This window comes from Luedemannella helvata (genome assembly GCF_039528415.1).
GTDB lineage: Bacteria > Actinomycetota > Actinomycetes > Mycobacteriales > Micromonosporaceae > Luedemannella > Luedemannella helvata.
In genome coordinates, this window is the sequence record NZ_BAAALS010000020.1 from 98,560 (window position 1) to 116,895 (window position 18,336).

20 protein-coding genes and 2 pseudogenes are annotated in these 18,336 nt (G+C 71.2%); 5 read left to right on the forward strand and 17 right to left on the reverse strand.

Features of this window, described 5'->3' with window-relative positions:
* Both ABD191_RS19920 and ABD191_RS19925 read right to left on the reverse strand, forming a co-directional pair.
* A complete protein-coding gene (locus ABD191_RS19920) occupies window positions 1-1,212 on the reverse strand; it encodes an acetoin utilization protein AcuC (RefSeq protein ID WP_344084059.1) in 1,212 nt (403 codons plus the stop codon).
* Window positions 1,209-2,042: a sulfurtransferase gene (locus tag ABD191_RS19925; protein ID WP_344084062.1), complete on the reverse strand. Its 834-nt coding sequence runs from the start codon at window positions 2,040-2,042 to the stop codon at window positions 1,209-1,211. Before ABD191_RS19925 ends, ABD191_RS19920 begins: the two co-directional genes overlap by 4 nt.
* A gap of 92 nt (window positions 2,043-2,134) precedes the next feature.
* On the opposite strand from ABD191_RS19925, the gene ABD191_RS19930 reads away from it, so the two are divergent.
* Window positions 2,135-2,815, forward strand: a complete 681-nt coding sequence (locus tag ABD191_RS19930) for an iron-dependent transcriptional repressor DtxR (protein ID WP_344084065.1) — start codon at window positions 2,135-2,137, stop codon at window positions 2,813-2,815.
* A gap of 41 nt (window positions 2,816-2,856) precedes the next feature.
* Here the strand turns inward: ABD191_RS19930 and ABD191_RS19935 are convergent, their stop codons facing one another.
* The 3 genes from ABD191_RS19935 to ABD191_RS19945 are packed head-to-tail and all read right to left on the reverse strand — an operon-like array spanning window position 2,857 to window position 6,003.
* The gene (locus ABD191_RS19935; protein ID WP_344084068.1) at window positions 2,857-3,411 is read right to left on the reverse strand and encodes a hypothetical protein; all 555 of its coding nucleotides are present in this window, start codon (window positions 3,409-3,411) and stop codon (window positions 2,857-2,859) included.
* Window positions 3,412-3,454: 43 nt separating this feature from the next.
* Window positions 3,455-4,639, reverse strand: a complete 1,185-nt coding sequence (lhgO, locus tag ABD191_RS19940; RefSeq protein ID WP_344084071.1) for an L-2-hydroxyglutarate oxidase — start codon at window positions 4,637-4,639, stop codon at window positions 3,455-3,457.
* A gap of 47 nt (window positions 4,640-4,686) precedes the next feature.
* Window positions 4,687-6,003 carry an MFS transporter gene (locus ABD191_RS19945; protein ID WP_344084074.1) on the reverse strand — a complete coding sequence of 439 codons (1,317 nt, stop codon included), beginning with the start codon at window positions 6,001-6,003 and terminating at the stop codon, window positions 4,687-4,689.
* A gap of 71 nt (window positions 6,004-6,074) precedes the next feature.
* Here ABD191_RS19945 and ABD191_RS19950 point away from each other — a divergent pair, with 71 nt between their 5' ends.
* Both ABD191_RS19950 and ABD191_RS19955 read left to right on the forward strand, forming a co-directional pair.
* Complete coding sequence (locus ABD191_RS19950; protein ID WP_344084077.1) at window positions 6,075-7,073, forward strand: GlxA family transcriptional regulator; 999 nt, start codon at window positions 6,075-6,077, stop codon at window positions 7,071-7,073.
* A 96-nt stretch (window positions 7,074-7,169) separates the two neighbouring features.
* Window positions 7,170-7,730 (forward strand): hemerythrin domain-containing protein, encoded by a 561-nt coding sequence (locus ABD191_RS19955; protein WP_344084080.1) that lies wholly within the window; start codon window positions 7,170-7,172, stop codon window positions 7,728-7,730.
* Between the two features lie 3 nt (window positions 7,731-7,733).
* On the opposite strand, the gene ABD191_RS19960 is transcribed toward ABD191_RS19955, so the two are convergent.
* The 4 genes from ABD191_RS19960 to ABD191_RS19975 all read right to left on the reverse strand — a co-directional run bounded on the left by ABD191_RS19960 (window position 7,734) and on the right by ABD191_RS19975 (window position 10,464).
* The gene (locus tag ABD191_RS19960) at window positions 7,734-8,228 is read right to left on the reverse strand and encodes a hypothetical protein (RefSeq protein ID WP_344084083.1); all 495 of its coding nucleotides are present in this window, start codon (window positions 8,226-8,228) and stop codon (window positions 7,734-7,736) included.
* Window positions 8,229-8,357: 129 nt separating this feature from the next.
* The gene (locus tag ABD191_RS19965) at window positions 8,358-9,014 is read right to left on the reverse strand and encodes a phosphotransferase (RefSeq protein WP_344084086.1); all 657 of its coding nucleotides are present in this window, start codon (window positions 9,012-9,014) and stop codon (window positions 8,358-8,360) included.
* Entirely contained in the window at window positions 9,002-9,508 is a 507-nt protein-coding gene (locus ABD191_RS19970) for a DinB family protein (RefSeq protein WP_344084089.1), read from the reverse strand. Before ABD191_RS19970 ends, ABD191_RS19965 begins: the two co-directional genes overlap by 13 nt.
* A 20-nt stretch (window positions 9,509-9,528) precedes the next feature.
* The gene (locus ABD191_RS19975; protein WP_344084134.1) at window positions 9,529-10,464 is read right to left on the reverse strand and encodes a DUF2332 domain-containing protein; all 936 of its coding nucleotides are present in this window, start codon (window positions 10,462-10,464) and stop codon (window positions 9,529-9,531) included.
* A 129-nt stretch (window positions 10,465-10,593) separates the two neighbouring features.
* On the opposite strand from ABD191_RS19975, the gene ABD191_RS19980 reads away from it, so the two are divergent.
* Both ABD191_RS19980 and ABD191_RS19985 read left to right on the forward strand, forming a co-directional pair.
* Window positions 10,594-10,935, forward strand: a complete 342-nt coding sequence (locus tag ABD191_RS19980; protein WP_344084092.1) for a YciI family protein — start codon at window positions 10,594-10,596, stop codon at window positions 10,933-10,935.
* 167 nt (window positions 10,936-11,102) lie between these two features.
* Window positions 11,103-11,741, forward strand: coding sequence for a M23 family metallopeptidase (locus tag ABD191_RS19985; protein WP_344084095.1), 639 nt, complete (start codon window positions 11,103-11,105; stop codon window positions 11,739-11,741).
* Window positions 11,742-11,746: 5 nt separating this feature from the next.
* Here ABD191_RS19985 and ABD191_RS19990 read toward each other — a convergent pair whose 3' ends face one another.
* From ABD191_RS19990 to ABD191_RS20025, 8 genes and pseudogenes are all read right to left on the reverse strand, one after another.
* Window positions 11,747-12,349, reverse strand: a complete 603-nt coding sequence (locus ABD191_RS19990; protein WP_344084097.1) for a hypothetical protein — start codon at window positions 12,347-12,349, stop codon at window positions 11,747-11,749.
* Window positions 12,346-13,242 carry an ATP-binding cassette domain-containing protein gene (locus ABD191_RS19995; protein WP_344084100.1) on the reverse strand — a complete coding sequence of 299 codons (897 nt, stop codon included), beginning with the start codon at window positions 13,240-13,242 and terminating at the stop codon, window positions 12,346-12,348. The genes ABD191_RS19990 and ABD191_RS19995 overlap by 4 nt, the downstream gene beginning before the upstream one ends.
* A 299-nt stretch (window positions 13,243-13,541) precedes the next feature.
* Window positions 13,542-13,901: pseudogene (locus ABD191_RS20000) on the reverse strand (DUF4279 domain-containing protein); the annotation flags it as partial.
* Between the two features lie 148 nt (window positions 13,902-14,049).
* A complete protein-coding gene (locus ABD191_RS20005) occupies window positions 14,050-14,835 on the reverse strand; it encodes a hypothetical protein (RefSeq protein ID WP_344084103.1) in 786 nt (261 codons plus the stop codon).
* Window positions 14,832-15,974: an NADAR family protein gene (locus tag ABD191_RS20010; protein ID WP_344084106.1), complete on the reverse strand. Its 1,143-nt coding sequence runs from the start codon at window positions 15,972-15,974 to the stop codon at window positions 14,832-14,834. The genes ABD191_RS20005 and ABD191_RS20010 overlap by 4 nt, the downstream gene beginning before the upstream one ends.
* Before the next feature lie 63 nt (window positions 15,975-16,037).
* Entirely contained in the window at window positions 16,038-16,307 is a 270-nt protein-coding gene (locus tag ABD191_RS20015; RefSeq protein WP_344084110.1) for a hypothetical protein, read from the reverse strand.
* A 202-nt stretch (window positions 16,308-16,509) separates the two neighbouring features.
* Window positions 16,510-17,610 carry a hypothetical protein gene (locus ABD191_RS20020; RefSeq protein ID WP_344084113.1) on the reverse strand — a complete coding sequence of 367 codons (1,101 nt, stop codon included), beginning with the start codon at window positions 17,608-17,610 and terminating at the stop codon, window positions 16,510-16,512.
* A gap of 469 nt (window positions 17,611-18,079) precedes the next feature.
* Window positions 18,080-18,336 (reverse strand): annotated as a pseudogene (locus tag ABD191_RS20025) (hypothetical protein); the annotation flags it as partial.

Genomic DNA, 18,336 nt, shown 5'->3' on the forward strand with positions numbered 1-18,336 from the left:
TCAGTCCCTCGGGTCGTAGGGGTCGAGACCGTACAGCGGGAACACCGCCCGGCGGGTGGCGAGCACGGCCCGGTCGACGGGGTGGTCGGAGTCCGGGTCCCAGGGCGTCACCGTGGTGTCGCCGAAGTCGGTCATGCTGGGCGGCACGTCGCCGGCCACCCGCCGCGCGCTCGGCGCCAGCTCGGACAGGCGGCGTTGGGCCAGGTCCCGCCACGCCGGGGGCGTGGGCCGGCCGGGCTCCAGCGGCTCGCCGGTCACGGTCGCGATCAGGTGCGCCCAGGCGCGCGGTACGGCCTCCACGAGGGCGTACCCGCCGCCGCCCGTGGCGACCCAGCGGCCGTCGCACAGCTCGTCGGCGAGGTCGCGCACGGCGAGCTGGGCGGCGCGTTGGCCGTCGACGGTCAGGCGCAGGTCGGCGAGCGGGTCGAGGCGGTGGGTGTCCGCGCCGCACTGGGCGACGATGAGTTCCGGCCGGAAGGCGCGCAGCACGGCCGGCACGACCGCGTGGAACGCGCGCAGCCAGCTCTGGTCGCCCGTGCCGGCCGGCAGCGCCACGTTGACGGCGCTCCCCTCGGCGCCCGCGCCCCCGGTCTCGTCCGGGAAACCCGTGCCGGGAAACAGGCTCAGGGGCGACTCGTGCAGGCTGACGGTGAGCACGCGCGGGTCGTCATAGAAGATCTTCTGTACGCCATCCCCGTGGTGCACGTCGATGTCGACGTATGCGACACGTTGCGCGCCGAGGTCGAGCACGCGGGCAATCGCCACGGCCGGGTCGTTGTAGACGCAGAACCCGGCCGCGCGGGCCGGCATGGCGTGGTGCAGCCCGCCCCCGATGCTGACCGCGCTGGTGGCCTCGCCGCGCCACACCGCCTCGGCGGCCGCGAGCGTGGCCCCGGCGACGAGCGCGCTCGCCTCGTGCATGCGCTCGAACACGGGGTTGTCGCTCGTACCGAGGCCCCAGCGCCCGTAGGCCAGCGCGGAACGCGCGTCGCGGGCGGCGGCGCGCACGGCGTCGAGGTAGCGCGGTTCATGCACCCGGGTCAGCGCCGCGTCGTCGGCCGGCTCGGGCGCGACGACGCGCACGCCGGGACGGTCGAGCACGCCGAGTTCCCGCGCCAGGGCCACGGCCAGTTCCACGCGTACGGGGTTGAGCGGGTGCTCGCCCAGGTCGTACCCGAGCAGTTCCTCGCCCCACACGACGAGCGCGGTCACGGCTTGTCACCGGTGGCGACCGGCCGGTCGGGGTCGGCGACCCAGTTGCTCCAGGAGCCCACGTACAGGGCGGCGTCCGTGCGGCCGGCCGCGTGCAACGCGAAGACCGTGCGGGCCGCGGTGACCCCGGAGCCGCAGTACGCCCCCACGGGTCGCCCGGCCGTCACGCCGGCCGCCTCGAACGCGGCGACCAGTTCCTCGGCGGGGCGCAGCCGCCCGTCCGGGCCGGCGAGGTCAGCCGCCGGCAGGTTCACCGCGCCGGGGATGTGACCGGCCACCGGGTCGACCGGCTCGGTCTCACCCCGGTAGCGCGGGGTTACCCGGGCGTCGAGCAGCACCCCGGCCCGGGCGAGATCGGCGGCGCCCGCGGCGTCGAGGACGGGCAGGCCGCCGGGGCGTACGACGATGTCGCCCGGCCCCGGGGTCACCTCGTCCGCGGTCACCGGCCGGCCCTGCGCGCGCCACGCGGCGAAGCCGCCGTCGAGGACGCGGACGTCGTCGTGGCCGGCCCAGCGCAGCACCCACCACAGCCGGGCGGCGGCCTGCCCGTCGCCGTCGTCGTACGCGACCACGGGATGTCCCGCCCGTACGCCGGCCGCCCGCAGGGTCGCCTCCAGGGCGCCCGGATCGGGCAGCGGGTGCCGGCCCCCCGCGCCGGGGGCGCCGGACAGGTCGGCGTCCAGGTCGACGAAGACGGCACCGGGCAGGTGACCCGCCTGATAGGCCTCGCGGCCGGGCGGGCCGCCGAGGCGCCACCGCACATCGAGAACCGTCGGCGGGTCGGCGTCGGCAAGCTGGGCGGCGAGCGTGGCCGCGTCAATGAGGGTCACCCGGCCATCCTTCCACGCTCGGCATACGCCTCTCACCGCGTAGGTGTTGTCCGGTGGGCCAGGTAGCATTCAAGTCTGGGAGGGCACCCACTGTGAATGATCTTGTAGACACCACCGAGATGTACCTGCGCACCATCCTCGAACTCGAGGAGGAGCAGGTGCCGCCGTTGCGCGCGCGCATCGCGGAGCGGCTGCACCAGTCGGGCCCGACCGTGAGCCAGACGGTGGCCCGCATGGAGCGCGATGGCCTGCTCAACGTCGAGGGCGACCGGCACCTGGCGCTCACCGACCTGGGCCGCGCCAAGGCCGTGGCCGTCATGCGCAAACACCGCCTCGCCGAGCTGTTGCTCGTCAACGTCATCGGCATGCCCTATGAGGAGGCTCACGAGGAGGCCTGCCGCTGGGAGCACGTGATGAGCGAGTCGGTGGAGCAGAAGGTCTTCGAGATGCTCGGCCGCCCGACCCGTTCGCCCTACGGCAACCCGATCCCCGGGCTGGACGAGTTCGGTCCTCTCGCGACCGAGGTCCCGGGCGCGGAGACGGAGCGCAACCTCGGCTTCCCCGGCCTCACCGGCACGGTCGTGGTGACCCGCATCTGCGAGAGCGTGCAGACCGACGCCGACGTGCTGCGCCAACTGCACACCGCCGGCATCGACCCGGGCGCCAAGGTCGACGTGGCCCACGAGCGCGACGCCGTCATCGTCGAGCGCGACGGCGACGCGGTCCGCCTCCCCCGCGAGATCGCCTCCCGCGTCTTCGTAGCCTCCCGCTGAACCCCCGCGCCTATCTGCGAGGTGGGTGAGGCGCGGAGCGGTCAGATGTTGGCGAAGGCGATCTTCTTCGCCAGGGCGACCAGCTTGGGGGTCAGCGTCGTGGCGTCCTCGGCGGTCGCGTCCTTCGCGAACGTGTAGCGCAGGACCATCGCCTTCTCGCCCGCGAGCCAGCCGACCTCGACGCGCGGGCCGCGCTGGCCGCTGGCGGCCGACGTGGTCCGGTAGGCGACCTTGCCGAGGCCGGACACTGATGTGGCGCTCTTGGGCACCAGGGCCTGCTTGTAGATCGTCGGGTCGGACCCGGTCGCGGCGAGGGAGAACGTCAGGTCCGGATACGTCGAGCCGGCCTTCGTGATCGCGCACGTGAACGTGTGGTCCTTGCTGGCCGCGCCCGCGATGTCGAACGTGACGCCGAGCGTCTCGTTGATGACCGCGAAGTCGAGCAGCTGGCAGGCGCCGCCGGCGGCGGACGCCGCGTACGTGCGCGGGGGCGGCTCGGTCGGCGCGGCTGCCGCGCCCTTGTCGCAGCCCCCGGACAGTACGGTCAGCAGCGCCGCGACCACGAGTCCCGCCGCCGGTCCGCCGTACCGCCGCATGCGCCCTCCCAACGAAGCAAGGAACAACCTACGCGCCGGGCGGCTACTCGTCGAACCGCGCCACGATGTGCTTGGCGATCTCCAGCGAGCTGGTCGCCGCGGGCGACGGGGCATTGAGGACGTGCACCTGTCCGGGCGCCTGCTCGATGAGGAAGTCGTCGACGAGCGCGCCGTCCGCGGCGATGGCCTGGGCGCGCACGCCCGCGCCGGAGCGCACGATGTCGGCGGTGGTGATCCCGGGTACGAGCCGGGCCAGGCTGGCCGCGAACCGCTTGCGGGACAACGACCGGCGCACCTCCGTGAGCCCGTACGCCCAGTGGCGCCGGGCCAGCCGCCACAGGCCCGGCCAGGCGACCTCGTCGACGATGTCGCGCGGCTTGACGCGCCCCCAGCCGTACCCCTCGCGGGCGAGCGCGAGCACGGCGTTGGGGCCGGCGTGCACGCTGCCGTCGACCATCCGCGTGAGGTGCACGCCGAGGAACGGGAACTGCGGGTCGGGTACGGGGTAGATCAGCCCGCGGACGAGGTCCCGCCGGTCCGCACGCAGCTCGTAGTACTCTCCCCGGAACGGAATGATGCGCGCCGACGGGGTCAACCCGGCGAGCCGGGCGATCCGGTCGGCGTGCAGGCCGGCGCAGTTGACCAGCCGGTCGGCCACGAAGGCCCCGCCGGTCGTCTCGACCACGGTCGTGGCGCCGTCGCGGCGCAGGCCGGTGACCCGCGCGCCGAGGCGTACCTCGCCGCCGCCCTTGGTCACCAGGTCGGCGAGCACCCGGCACACCTCGGCGTAGTCGACGATGCCGGTGGACGCCACGTGCAGGGCGGCGACCGCGGCCACGTGCGGCTCGTACTCGCGGGCCTGATCGCCGTCGATCAGGTCGACCGGCAGGCCGTTGGCCACGGACCGCTCGTGCAGCGCCCGCAGCCGGGGCAGTTCCGCGGCGTCCGTGGCGACGATGAGCTTGCCGGTGACCCGGGCGTCGATGCCGTGCTCGGCGCAGAACTCCAACATGGACGCCTGCCCGGCGCGGCACATGCCGGCCTTGAGGCTGCCGGGCTTGTAGTAGACGCCGGCGTGGATGACGCCCGAGTTGTGGCCGGTCTGGTGCGCGGCGACGCGCGGCTCCTTCTCCAGCACGACGACCGTGGCGTCCGGCTGGTCGATGGTGATCCGGTGCGCCGTGGCCAATCCGACAATTCCGCCGCCGATCACCACATACCGCACCATGGCCGTCCTCCCAGCTCGGCCCGCCCGCGCGACGGGCCGAGGAGAGCCTAGGCGACGGCCGGGGCGGGCGCGCCGGCCGGCCGGCCGACCCGGGCGGAGAGGGCGGCGGCGAGCAGGCACAGCACCCCCGCACCGGCCCAGGCGAGAGTGTAGTCGCCGCGCACGTCGCGCAGCACCCCGGCGGCGGAGGCGGCCACGGCCGCGCCGATCTGGTGGGCGGCGAAGACCCAGCCGAACACGATGGGCCCGGCCTCGCCGAAGTGCGCCCGGCACAGCGCGATCGTGGGCGGCACGGTGGCGACCCAGTCGAGGCCGTAGAACACGATGAAGCCCACCATGCCCAGGTGCACGGCGTCGCCGAGCACGGCCGGCAGGACCAGCAGCGAGACGCCGCGCAGCGTGTAGTAGACGACGAGGAGCACCCGGGCGTCGAAGCGGTCGGTGAGCCAGCCCGACAGGATCGTCCCGACGATGTCGAAGATCCCGACGAGGGCGAGCAGCCCCGCAGCCGTCGTGGTCGGCATGCCGTGGTCGTGCGCGGCCGGAATGAGATGCGTGCCGATCAGCCCGTTGGTGCTGGCGCCGCAGATGGCGAACCCGCCGGCGAGGAACCAGAACGCGGGCGTGCGGGCCGCGCGGGCCAGCTCGCGCAGCGCCCGGGCCGCGACCCCGCCCGCGGGCGCCGTGGCGACTGGGGCCACCGCGGCGGGAGGGTCCTCCGGCGCGCCGTAGGGCCGCAGCCCCACGTCGGCCGGCCGGTCCCGCAGGAGGGCGAGCACGAGCGGAACGACCGCGAGCGCCGCGGCGGTCACCGTGAGGGCCGCGACCCGCCACCCGCGCGACTCCGCCACCCCCGCGAGTACGGGCAGGAAGATCAGCTGCCCGGTGGCGCCCGCGGCCGTGAGGATGCCGGTGACGAGTCCCCGGCGGGCGACGAACCAATTGCCGGTGACCATGGCGACGAAGGTGAGCGCCATGGACCCGGTGCCGAGCCCCACGAGTACGCCCCAGCAGAGCATGAGCTGCCAGGACGCGGTCATGAACACGGTGAGCCCGCTGCCGGCGGCGACGACCAGCAGGGCGCACGCCACGACCCGGCGGATGCCGAAGCGGAGCATGAGCGCGGCGGCGAACGGCGCGGTGAGGCCGAACAGCACCAGGTTGACGCTGACGGCGGCCGAGATGGTGCCCCGCGACCAGCCGAACTCGTCCTGCAGCGGCTGGATGAGTACGCCGGGCGTGGCCCGGAAGCCGGCCGCGCCGATGGTGGCGACGCACGCGACCGCGGCGACCCACCAGGCGCGGTGGATCCGGGCACGGCGGGGCGTGGCCGCAGGGGCGGCGGGGCTCTGGGTGAGGGTCACCCGGTCAATATGCCGCCCGCGTCCGCCGGGTAACGAGTGGCCGGCAAGCCACTATGTGAAAGAATCGGGCCATGCCCTTTCCCCCGGACAACCGGCACAAGGTCGCCGTGCTCGTCCTCGACGGCGTGGTCCCCCTTGACCTCGGCATCCCCGCGCAGGTCTTCGGGACCGCGCGCGACGACGCTGGCCGGCGCCACTACGCCGTGCGCACCTGCACCCCGGACGGCGGCCCGGTGCGCTGCGCCGGCGGGTTCAGCGTGCTGCCCGACTACGGGCCGGAGATCCTCGCCGGGGCCGACACCGTGGTCGTCCCCGGGATCAGCACGGAGAACGCGGCACTGTTCGCCGGCGGCGCCCTGACGGACGCCGAGCGGGCGGCGCTGGCCGTCGCGGCCCGCGCGCCCCGGCTCATGTCCATCTGCACGGCCGCGTTCGCGCTGGCCGCGATGGGCGTCCTCGATGGCCGGCCCGCCACCACGCACTGGCTGCACGCGGCCCGCTTCCGCGCGCTCTTCCCGCGCGTACTCCTGGATCCTGATGTGTTGTTCGTGGACGACGGGGACGTGCTGACCTCGGCGGGAGTCGCGGCCGGCCTCGATCTGTGCCTGCATGTGGTGCGGCGCGACTTCGGCGCCGAGGTCGCCAACCGGGCCGCGCGCCGCTGCGTGGTGCAGCCGTGGCGCGACGGCGGGCAGTCGCAGTTCATCGAGCGGCCGGTGCCGACCGCCGCGGGCGGCGCCACCTCGGCGGCCCGGGAATGGGCCCGGCGGCGCCTCGACGAGCCGATCGACCTGGACGCGATGGCGCGCGCCGCGCGGATGAGCGTGCGGACGTTCACCCGCCGCTTCCGCGAGGAGACCGGGCTGAGCCCGAGCCAGTGGCTGCTGGCCGAGCGGGTCGAGCACGCCCGGCTGCTGCTGGAGACGACCGACCTGGGCGTGGACGCGGTGGCGCGGCGGGCCGGGTTCGGCACGGCCGTGTCACTGCGCTCCCACCTGCACCGCACCGTCGGGGTCTCCCCCGCGGCCTACCGGCGGGCGTTCCGCGCGAATGGCCATGTGACGAGATGAGCGCGCAGGTCAAACGGCTGCGGCGGCGACCGGGCGCGCTCTAGCCTGGGATCGGCCCAAGCGTGTGCATCCACATGGGGGACTGAGATGGCCGAGATGACCGAGGACCTGGACGCCGTGGACCTGCTGCTCGCCCAGCACGAGCAGATGAGGACGCTGTTCGAGGAGGTGAGCTCCGCCGAGGGGGACACCAAACGGGAGCTCTTCGACGACCTCGTCCGCCTGCTGGCCATGCACGAGACCGCCGAGGAGGAGGTCGTGCACCCGATGGCCCGGCGCAAGCTCGACGACGGCGACGACATCGTGGACAGCCGGCTCGCCGAGGAGGAGGACGCCAAGCAGGTGCTTTCCGATCTTTACGACATGGGGGTCGACGCGCCCGGCTTCGACGAGGGCCTGGCTGAGCTGGCCCAGGACGTCATCGCGCACGCCGAGGCCGAGGAGGCCGAGGAGTTCATAATGCTGCGCGAGGTACTGGAGCCCCAACAGTTGCAGCGGATGGCGACCGCGATCCGCGCGGTGCAGGCCATGGCGCCGACGCGGCCGCACCCGGCGGCCGGCGAGTCCGCGACGGCCAACATCCTGGCCGGACCGCCGCTCGCGGTGTTCGACCGCATGCGCGACGCGATACGCGACTGGACCTCGTCACATCCCTGACGATCAGGCGGCGACCGGCCGGCCGACCCGGGCGAGCAGCTCGGCACGGTGCAGGTCGGCGACCGCGCCGACCAGGTCCGGGTGGCGCAGCAACGGGGTCGCCCGGCCGTCGGCGGCGTCCGGGTCGCACAGGCGCCGCATGTCCGGCACCAGGCCGTCGCCCTCGTCCAGCGCGGCGACCGCGTCGCGGGCCAGTGTCACGTCGGCCAGCAGGCACGCGGCCCAGCTGGCCACGACCTCGTCGACCCAGGTCCGCCACGGCTCGTCGCGGTCCTCCGCGCCCACGAGCCAGTCCAGCCGCCCGGATCCGCCCGGGCCGGTCAGGATGAGCAGCTCGCCGTCCAACGCGGTGGGGTAGCGCAGCCACGCCGCCACGCAGACCGCCTGGCGGGCCTGCACGCGGGCGAGCGCCGCGTGCCATGCCCCGGCGCGGGGAGGGAAAGCGGCGAGCAGCCAGTCCGTGGTGGCGGCGATCACCGGGGTCAGCTCCGCGTGCACGCCGCCTCCTTCCGTAGCGCGTACGACGAGGTCACAAGGCTATCCGGGCACGCCGGGCGGGCGGGAGGGCGCGCGCTCGTGCACCTGGTCACAACGTCGTGAACCGGCGTGGCAGGTGGGGCTGCCGGGTCAGGAGTCCACCTGCGTGGCCCGCACCAGGGCCGCTGCCCGGGACAGGCGGGCCTTCTCCGCCACGCTGAGCGTCGGGTTCGCCGCGCGCATGGCCAGGGCCCCGTCGACGCCGCGCCCGGGCGAACCGCCCGCCGCGTCCAGGAACAGCCGCAGGCCCTCACCCGCGAGGGCCGCGAGCGGGTTCGCGAGATCGACCGCCACCTCGGCGAAGATCAACGCCGTCACGGCCAGGTCCAGGTCGGCCGGCCCGTCGGTGGCGTTGCTCCAGTCGACGACGACCGGCCCGCCCGCGGTGAGCATGACGTTGTCCGGATGCAGGTCGAGGTGCACGACGCACTCCCCCGCCGGCGCCCCCGGCCGCGCCGGCACGGCGTGCAGCCGCGCGTGCAGGTCGGCCAGCATCCGCATGCCGTCGGGGGCGTCGAGCGCGCCGGTCGCGAGGGCCGTGAGCATGGTCGGCCCGTCGACCCGCTCCATCACCAGGTCCGGCCCTTCTGCGTGGTGCACCGCGGGCACCGGAAACCCGTACCGACCCACGTACGCCATGACGGCCGCCTCGCGGGTCGCGTCCCAGGCCTCGCGGTAGCGGCGCAGCACCCGCCCGCCGTCCACGGCGAAGACGTCGGCGGTGCGCCCGGACGCTAGTCGTTCCATGGCGGCCGGTCGGTCACGATGAGCCAGGTGCGCTCGTCGATCAGCTCGCGGGCGGCGTCGAGGTGCCCGGCGTGCGTGGCGGTCTCCGTGATGACGTGCAGCAGGGTGCCCAGCATCGGCCGGGACGGGAAGTCGTCGCCGAAGACCTCCGTCGGCCACCAGGCCGCCTCCGCGTCCAGCGGGGTACGCGCGACGATCGCGTCCGCGAGCGCGATCTCCTGCCGGTACAGGTCGAAGATCTCCTGCGCGGAGGTGCTGGCCGGCACCCGCCACGCCTCGTCGCCCGTTTTGAGTTCCACCTTCTCGCCGTCGACGACCGCGCGGAACCAGAACCGCTCGACGTCGAGAGCGAGGTGCTGGACGAGCCCGAGGCAGCTCCACCCCGAGGGCAGCACGGGACGCCGCAGGTCCTCGTCGGACAGTCCATCCAGAATGCCCAGAATGTGCCGGCGCTGACCGTTCAGCGTCTCCAGCAGGATCCCCGTCCCCGTCACCATCACTCCTTTATGGACTCTCATGCGAACCAGGTCATCCCCTGCCCGTGCGGGCGGGTGTAAGCGAGCGGAACGCCGTCGCACGACAGCACGTTGTGGAACGTGTCCGCCGGCGGCGCGGGCAACGGCCCGTGCTCGACGACGTCCGCGGCCTCCACGGACACCCAGTGCCCCGCCAGCCGGCCGACCAGCTCGACGAACGCGGCCCGCCGCTGCGGCGGAACCTGGTAGAGCACCGAGGTGTGGAACACGACGAGCGTCGCGTCCGGCGGCGCCAGAGCCGCGAGCGCCGGCAGGTCGTCGACCAGGTCGCCCCGCACCAGCAGCGGCGGGTCGGCCGCCGCGACGGCCGCGGCCGCGCGCAGCCGGGCGCGGCGGTGCTCATGCTCCGGCCAGACCAGCGCCTCCAGCCACGCCACGTCCCGCGGGTCGGTCACCCGCAACGGGTTGAGGTCCAGCCCGGCCCGCCACACCACCTCGGGCAACCGGTCCGGCGGCGCCACGCCGGTCAGCTTGCACTCCAGCACCGGCTCGCCCGCGCCCACCCGGTGGTCACCGTAGCGGTAGGCATACCGGTCCAGGAACAGCGACAACCCCGCCGACGCGCCCACCTCCAGCAACGCGATGGGTTGCGGGAGCCTGGCGAGTACGGGCAGGAGCACCGCGCAGCGGCCGACCTCGTTGGTCTGCGTGGCCCGGGCCGACGCCTGGGCCGCGACCGCCGGCCAGTTCGCCACCACGAAGTCGCGGAACGCGACCGGGTCGTCGACGGGGCCGCCGAGCAGGCGCACCACCCCGTACAGGAGATTGGGTTGACGTTTGGCCTCGGGCAGTGACGCGACCAGCCCGAGCACCTCGTCGTCCGCGGCGATGGCGGCCGAGAGCCGCTCGTACGCCGGCGACACGCCCCGCGCCTCCCTGAGCCCGAACTCGGCGTAGCTCGCCGCGACGCTCATCGTGCCCTCCCCCCGATCGACCGTGCCCATCCTGCTCCATACCACCGACAAAGATCTTGGCGGGTGTTGTCGATCGCGGCCCGGGGCGTTCGTCGGTAGGGCAACGGACCACCTCTCAAGGAGGACACCATGCCCCAGTACGGGATCCTGATCTTCTCACCCGCGCCCGCCGACCCGATGGCCCTGACGCCGGAGCACATCGCGGCACTGGAGCGCTACCCCGCCCAGGTCGAGGAGCTGGGCGGCAGGGCCGTCACGGGCTTCGCGTTCCAGCCCAGCACGGTCGCCACCGCCATCCGGGGCGACGTGGTCAGCGACGGCACGTTCCACGACACCCGCGAGGTCGTCGCCGGCTTCTTCGTCCTGGAGGCCCCCGACCTGGACGTGGCTCTGCGCATCGCGAAACTGAACCCGGCCACCCGCGACGGCGGCGTGGAGGTCCGTCCCCTCTTTACCCCGCCCCCCGCCTGACCCGCCGCCGCCGCGCCGCTTCCCCGCGCGCTCCGCGCGTGGTTCCCGCGTGGTTTCCCGTGTTAAGGCCAGTTTCTGCTGTTATCGAGAGTCGAATAGCAGCCGAAACTGGCCTTAACGCATGCCACGAATGGTGGGCGGTTGTCGGCGTTTGTCATGCTCGGCCCATGACGGGCACGTACGGCACTCCCCGCAAGCGCATGCGACCGCTCACGTGGATGCTGCTCGCAGCGGGTGGCGTGGTCGTGCTCGTCGTGGCGGTCGCCGCCGTCGTGCTGCTGTGGCCGCCCGGGCCCCGGCCGCTGTTCCAGCTGCCCGTGGCGTGCGGCGAGAAGTGGCGGCTGAGCACGTATCCGAGCCACGGCGAGTACGAGGTCGACATGATCCCGACAAAGGGGTCCGCGTGGGGGCGCCCGGTGCTCGCCTCGTTCGACGGCACGGTGACGGTGGCCGGCATCAACGGGTCGCTGGGCAACCGTACGCCGGACAATCCGGACGGAAAGCGCGGCACGGGCGGCGGGTACTGGGTGAAGATCGACCACGGCGGCCGCTGGGAGACCCAGTACCTGCACATGCTCGAACCGCCCATGGTCGAGGTCGGTCAGCGCGTCAAGCAGGGCCAGCAGCTCGGCAAGGTCGGCAGTACGGGCAACTCCAGCGCCCCGCACCTGCACTACGAGCAGCGCCGCGCCCTGCTCAAGGTGGAGACCTGGTTCGACGGCAAGCCGTCCGGCATCACGACCGACGAGGCCGAGCACATCGTCAACCGCACCAGCCGCAACTGCGCCGCCGACGAGGAGCCGTAGGACGGTCAGTCGCCGGTCAGGTCGCGGCGGACCGCGAAGAGCGCGCCGACGACCGCCGCCAGGGCCCAACCCAGAAACACCGGCAGTTTGTCGAGGTCGCCGGTGGTCGCGTCCAGGTACGCCGAGAACGGGAACGGCTCCCGCATCCTGCCGTACGCCGCCTCGACGAAGACGATCCAGGCCGTGAAGCCGACGAACAGCACGGTGGCGCTGCGCGCGATGGCCCCGCCGGCCGCGCCGAGCACAGCCATGACCGGGGCGACCAGCAGGGTGGTCAGGTACTCCTCGTGGTAGCCGCGCGCGAGCACCGAGGCACCGCTCACGGCGGTGAACCCCACGCTCACGATCAGGGCCGTCACGAGCTGCGCGAGCAGCACGGGAATGCGGCGCTGGCGGGTTAGGTAGAGCAGCACGGCCGTGCGGTGCTGAAAGTGCTGGGTGACCCCGATGGCCCCGAACCCGAACGCGCCCGCTCCGGCGATCAGCGCCCAGAAGTCGGCGCTGACCGTACCGAGGGTGATGCCCAGGGCGCTGACGACCGCCAGCGACATGGCACTGGACCGGGTCGTCGACAGCCGGTACAGCTCGCTGCGCACCACGGCGATCATCGGACGGCCTCCGCGTTCGCGGCGGTCACCAGGTCGAGGAAGAGCTGTTCGAGATTCGGGGAGTCCCTCACCAGCTCGTAGATCGGCACCTGGGCCTCGAAGGCGATGTCGCCCGCCTCCTCCGGGGTCAGGCCGGTCACGTCGAGGGCGCCTCCGTCGGTGCCGACGAGGGCACCGGCCGCCTGGAGCGCGCGCGACAGGCGTTCGGGATCCCTGCCACGGATCCGCAGCCGCGCCGATGTCGAACCGTACAGCTGCGCCAGCGGCGCCACGTACCGGACGGTGCCGTCGGAAATGACGACCACGTCGTCGATGAGCTGGGCCAGCTCGGCGAGCAGGTGGCTGGCGATCAGTACGGTGCCGCCCTTGCGGGCGTGCGCGCGCAGCAGCTCACGCAGCCAGGCGATGCCCTCGGGGTCCAACCCGTTGGCCGGTTCGTCCAGGACCAGCACCGGCGGGTCACCCAGCAGTGCGGTCGCCACCGCCAGCCGCTGCCGCATGCCGAGCGAGTAGGCACCGCAGCGCTGGTGCGCCGCGTCCGCGAGCCCCACGTACGCCAACAGCGGGTCGACGCGGTTGCGGGCGACGCCACTGAGCAGCGCGTGCGTCACCAGGTGGGCCCGCCCGCTCTGCCCGGGATGGCTGATCCCCTGCTCCAGCACGGCCCCGACATGCCGGGCCGGGTCGCGCAGCTCCCGGTAGCGCACCTTGTTGATGAGAGCGGTACCGGACGTCGGCCGGGTCAGGCCGAGCAACATCCGCAGCGTCGTCGTCTTGCCGGAACCGTTGAGCCCGAGAAACCCGGTCACCCGCCCGGGTTCGGCGGTGAACGTCACGCCGTTGACGGCCCGGATCCGCCCGTACGACTTGGTGAGGTCGATCAGCTCGATCATCGAGCGCCATCATCGCAGGCGACGATGCACGATGATGAAGGGGTGTCCCCCGCGCGTGTCGACCTGCTGGTACTCCGGTGATGACCCAACTGGCAGTGGTCACCGGCAGCAGCCGAGGGCAGCAACGGGATGTCCCCCGGACCGTTGCAGGTCCGGGGGACATCCCGATCGGTCAGGCGCGCAGCCGCATATGAGGCCTCAATGCACCCCTGAAGACACCACGAGAAAGGTCACACTACTGTTAGAGGGCACATATTCGGGACGTGTCGTATTCCCCGCCCCAAGTGCCCGAGAGCGAATCAACTGTAGGCATATTCGTCGATGTCCAGCTCTGCGCCTGTGATCCGCAGAAACTCCAGCGTCCGCCGATCGACGTGCCAGCCCAGCAGTTGGTGTTGTCCGGGCAGCTTCTCCAGACCGTCCACTGGCCCGCGTAGGTCCTCCGGCTCGCCCTCGGGATGCTCGAAGACTCGGACGACTTGAAGAACGCTTGAGCCCGGCCCATCTTCCGCTTCGTCGAGCTCCGTCACCAGCGCACCGATCCGGTTGGCGTGCGGGAGCAGACGATCCACGATCCGCGAAATCTGCTCGTCGACGGTCAGACCTGGCTTTCGGCAGACCACGCGCCAGCAGTGTGTGACCGGGATTGCCGGCTCTGCCTGGCGGCTGCCTCAAGTCTTGGTTTCGTCCGGTTCGACACCGAGCCGAGCGGTGATCTCCGTGGCAGCCAGATGGATCGACTGGATAGCGAAGTAGGCGTACTGCGAGATCAGCATCGGGCAACCCGGTCAGAAGCTCCTGCCGCTGTCATCGGTCGCCCTCGCGTTGGTCAGCGTTGATGATCTCTGGGAGGCGCAGCAGTTCGTCGTCGGAAGCCATGGACTCGCCAGCCGAGACGAATGTGAGCAGCCTGATCGAGCCGCTGTTGGCCGCCGCAGATGCGGTCTTGTGGTGCCCGTCGAGTAGGAAGTGGAACAAGCCCCAATGCCGCTCCTGCCTAAACCAGGGGCCTTCGATATCGAGAAGCCCGAACGCAACGGCGGTCGGTTGGCCACACGCGCTGGAGTACCGCTCGACGACATCGGCGTCCAGCTCGGCCGGATCACCCAAGGGGACGGCGAACTCGAAGAACTCGTCATGCTCGCCGATACTTCGACGATCGAGCCGGTAGTAGCTCGTATTGGCAGGGTCGATGGAGTACTCGAACTCCTCATTGCGCCAGCCTGCCGGCCCCTCGACGGAGAAATAGTCGCCCGCTGAGCCGGGCGCGGCAAGCGCAGGCTTCGTGTCCAGGAGCATCACCTGGTAGTCACCGCGCGGCAGCTGGGCAGCGAACGTATCGATGACGTCCGTGTCGAGTCCATCCAGCCCAGCGTTGAGACGATCCCGAACGTCGGTAGCCGGTAGCAGTCCGGTCGGGGCACCCGGTTCGCGACGCAGGACAAGTCCGCAGGTGCCGCACGAGTATGCGATCTGGTAGCCAGGTACACCGTCGATGGTCAGGTAACGGCTGGGGCGCCTTTCCCAGTCGATGCCGATCCGTGGGTTGCGACTTCCAAGCGTCATCAGCTCATGAGCGATGAGTCTGGTCATGAGCTCGCGGCCGCGGAGAGCCCCAGTTCGACAGCGACAAGTTCCGACCGGACTACTTCCAGCAACCGGCCGATCCAGTTGGTGCCGCGCTTACCGCCTGAGGCCCAATACGCCGAGTCGAACGAGACATAGATGAGCCTGGCGTCGCCAGTAGCTCTCAGCGTCTCCGCGGCAAGCATGTTCTGGGTGTACTTCGCGCGAAGCAGCTCCGCCATGACGGCCAGCCGGGCAGCCGGCCACCCGTCGTGGCGCGGAGCGTTCTCGGCGAGTTTCTTGGCGTCGAAACCACGCTCCGCGGCGGCGATTCGGTCGCGCGATTCCGGATCACTGGACGACAGCGTCCAGTAGGCGTGCGTAACGGTCGGATAGCTCCGCCCACGGACGTTGATGGCGGTCGGGTAGTCGTTTTGCAGGACCTCGATCCCTGGCGTTTCCGGCCATCCCTTGGGGTAGACAGTCTGCGGGATCGTCACCGTGGCGGCTTGTGAGCGTTCGGGCCCGTCAGCCGGAACCCGTGCTTCCCACCGGGCCACGGCAAGATCACGCTCCCGGAAGTACTCGATCGCGTTGGCGTGCGTCCCTGCCGTCACGATCCGGCCGTTGGGGTCGCCGTGCAGGGGAGCACCGATGCCGGTGATCAAAGCCCGAAGCGGACCGTCCTTGTGATCCATGTCCCCGAGGGCATAGACGCGCAGGTGCTTGGGAATGGCCAGGTAGCGCTCACGTACTGCCAGACGATTCGGTTCCGACATGTCTGCGAGGTACTCGTTTACAGCCTGCAGGCATCGTCCGATGGAGTCAGGCCGCCCATTGAGCCTGTCGATCTCGTCAGCGGCCTCACCCACCAGATTCTCTGCATCAACCCACGTCTGCGGTTCCAAGAAGCGCCAGCTCGCGACGTGATGTGCTGATGCCCGGCCGCCCTCCGTCAGGGTCACCGCCACGCGACCGCAGCGCAGCTGTTCGCGGAGACCATCCAGGTCCGTGAGCCCGCCCGTTCCGCAGTCGATTGCCCCGTCCGCATAAATGATCATGTCGGTAAGGAAGTACATATCCATATTGCGGGTGAAGATGTACCGCCACGTGCCCTCGACCCGCTCGCCATCCACCTCGCGGTATGTCCGCCGTCCCACTGCCACCGGCGAACAGTAGCCGAGGAGACCACCTGCAGAGAACCTGGTTTCAAAACGCAGCGATGAGGGTCAGCCGCGGTAGGCGTGGGTCAGTTCGGCGACGAACGCGGGCGCAAGAGCACGGATCTGCTCGGCGTCCAAGGCGCCGGTCAGAGCCTCGGCAGCCATTGCAATGCCAGGTGAAGCGCCCCGACCGAACAAGCTCTCCAGCAGGGTCACACCGACGGCGACGGTCGATCCGGCCATCGCGTCGTCCGCCATGGCGGCCATCTGCCGCCCGATCTGCTCGGCGCTGGTGTGCCCGCGCATGAGCCGGATGACGTCTCGTCGTTCAGCCACTGCGGCACGATGGCCAGGTCGCCATCGGTCGTGTAGGGCGCGACCCCGGCGTCAAGGTCGGCATCGTTGGAGTGCAGGTATACCGCCTGCGCCCCGACGATGATCACCGCGTCACGGTGTTCGGCCAGAGCGTCGAGAGCGTCGAGCAGCACGCAGCGGGCGGCGATGTAGAGCGGGTCGGTGGCGACGGTCACTGCGCAGGCTACTGGCGCAGCGCCTTCAAGTCCGGCAACCGCCATCCGGGTGTGTCGATCATCCACTCGAGGACGGCCTCGCCTTCTTCCGGAAGTCTTCCATTGCCGGACAACAAGTCCATGACGAGTTGGCTGTAGCCGACGTGACCGAGGCCGTCAACAATGCGGGGCCGCTCTAGCTGGGAGCCAGAGGCTGCCTCCAGAAGCACCACGTTGGCACCGGTGCTGGTGGCAAGCAGTTCCCAACGCTTGGCATAGGTGTCGATGTTTGCCACATAAAGCAGTAGCTGGGCAGGGGCAGCCGCCGGGGCGATCCGGTGAGCGGCGAATGACCCGCTGACCAGCACCTCGGGGGCGCCGTGCAACTCACGCAACAGTACGTCAAGTCCACGGCGGGCTAGGTAGGTGATCGAGCGGTTGGTACGCAGCACTTGATATTCAGCTGCGCGGGCGCGTAGCAGTTGCGGCCAGTCCACGCTGGTGACAGGACCACTGCCAGGACGATCGATAAGGCTCTGTTCGTGCAGACTGGAAAGGGCCTTCGACAGGTAACCCTTGCTCAGTCCCGTGACCTGCGCGAGGTCGGCGAGCCGGTAGGGCGGCTCGACATCGGCCAACACACGTACCAGCGCGTGGATCTGAGTACCGCGCAGCAGCACCTCGGAGCGTTCGCGCGGATTGGGGTCGGTGTCGGATCCGACCAGACGTATGTAGAGGGCAGGGCGGCGCATTCTGATCAGAGCGTTGCCGGTTAGGTCGAGGTAGCTCCACCCTTCCTCGGCGATGAGAGCACGCGAGCGCGGGCTGATCCACGGTGCGAGGATCAGGACAGTCGGCTCGTGCATCAGGTGCAGCCTCGCCGGTCGCAGCATCGGCCGCAGATGCTCCACAGTGCGCGGGGTGACACGGGTCTTGACCTCTACGAGGAAGGTGCCAATGTACGAGGAGGCGTCCCCAGCGACCTCCCAAAACGCGTCGTACCCGGCATCGTCGCGGGCCTCGTGAGGTGCAGGCCGACGCCGTAGCTCCAGCCCGGGGCCCTCGTTGAGTAGCGTGGCCAGAGCGTCATAGCCATCGGCGAGCAACTGTTTCTCGGATTGCGGCCGCATAAGCAAAAATTTCCACGATTGCCCGTGTTCGCACAACGAGCGAACCGGCGTGTTCGCGGAAACTTTTCCCACCAGGGGGCCAGACCGCAGGTAGCACAAGGCCAGTGGTACGAGCCCGGCTGGAGCTACAACGTCGGTCGGCGATCTGGCCTTTCGTCTCTGCCTTGCGCTGTCCGAGCTTCGAGGTAGTCGGCCCAGTCTCGGCGAGCGAGCTTCGCCCAACGTTCAGCCGTTGTGATGTGCAGGCCGACGAGATCAGCAAAGATCGCAGCAGGAAGATCCTCACCCAGCGCGTAGAGTGCCGCATTGCGCACCGGTCGCGCCTCGATCCCGGCGGACATGAGCCGCCTACCCATCGCGCTGGGGGACGCGTGGTGACCGGGCCTGCTTCCGGGGAAGAGCCAGGCGGATCCCGACACGACCCGGCCGATCGCCGACCCGGGCCGGGCGGTCTCCGCGAGCCGGTGCATCAGCTCACTGAGAGCGTGTTTGAGATGGGTTGGTTGATCTCGTCGGGCCAGCGCCATTTCGCCTGTCGGGTGACGGGTTTGCCTCGGGTGACACGGCGGACCATGACGTTGATCGCGGCCCAGCGGATCATGGCCTCGGACACGGCGGGGTCGCGTTCGTAGTCGCGGGCCAAACGGCGGTGCACGGTCAGCCAGGCAAGCGTGTTGGGTCGGGCCCGGGCGCGGTGCCTGGATTGCTCCAGGTCCGTTTCCCGGA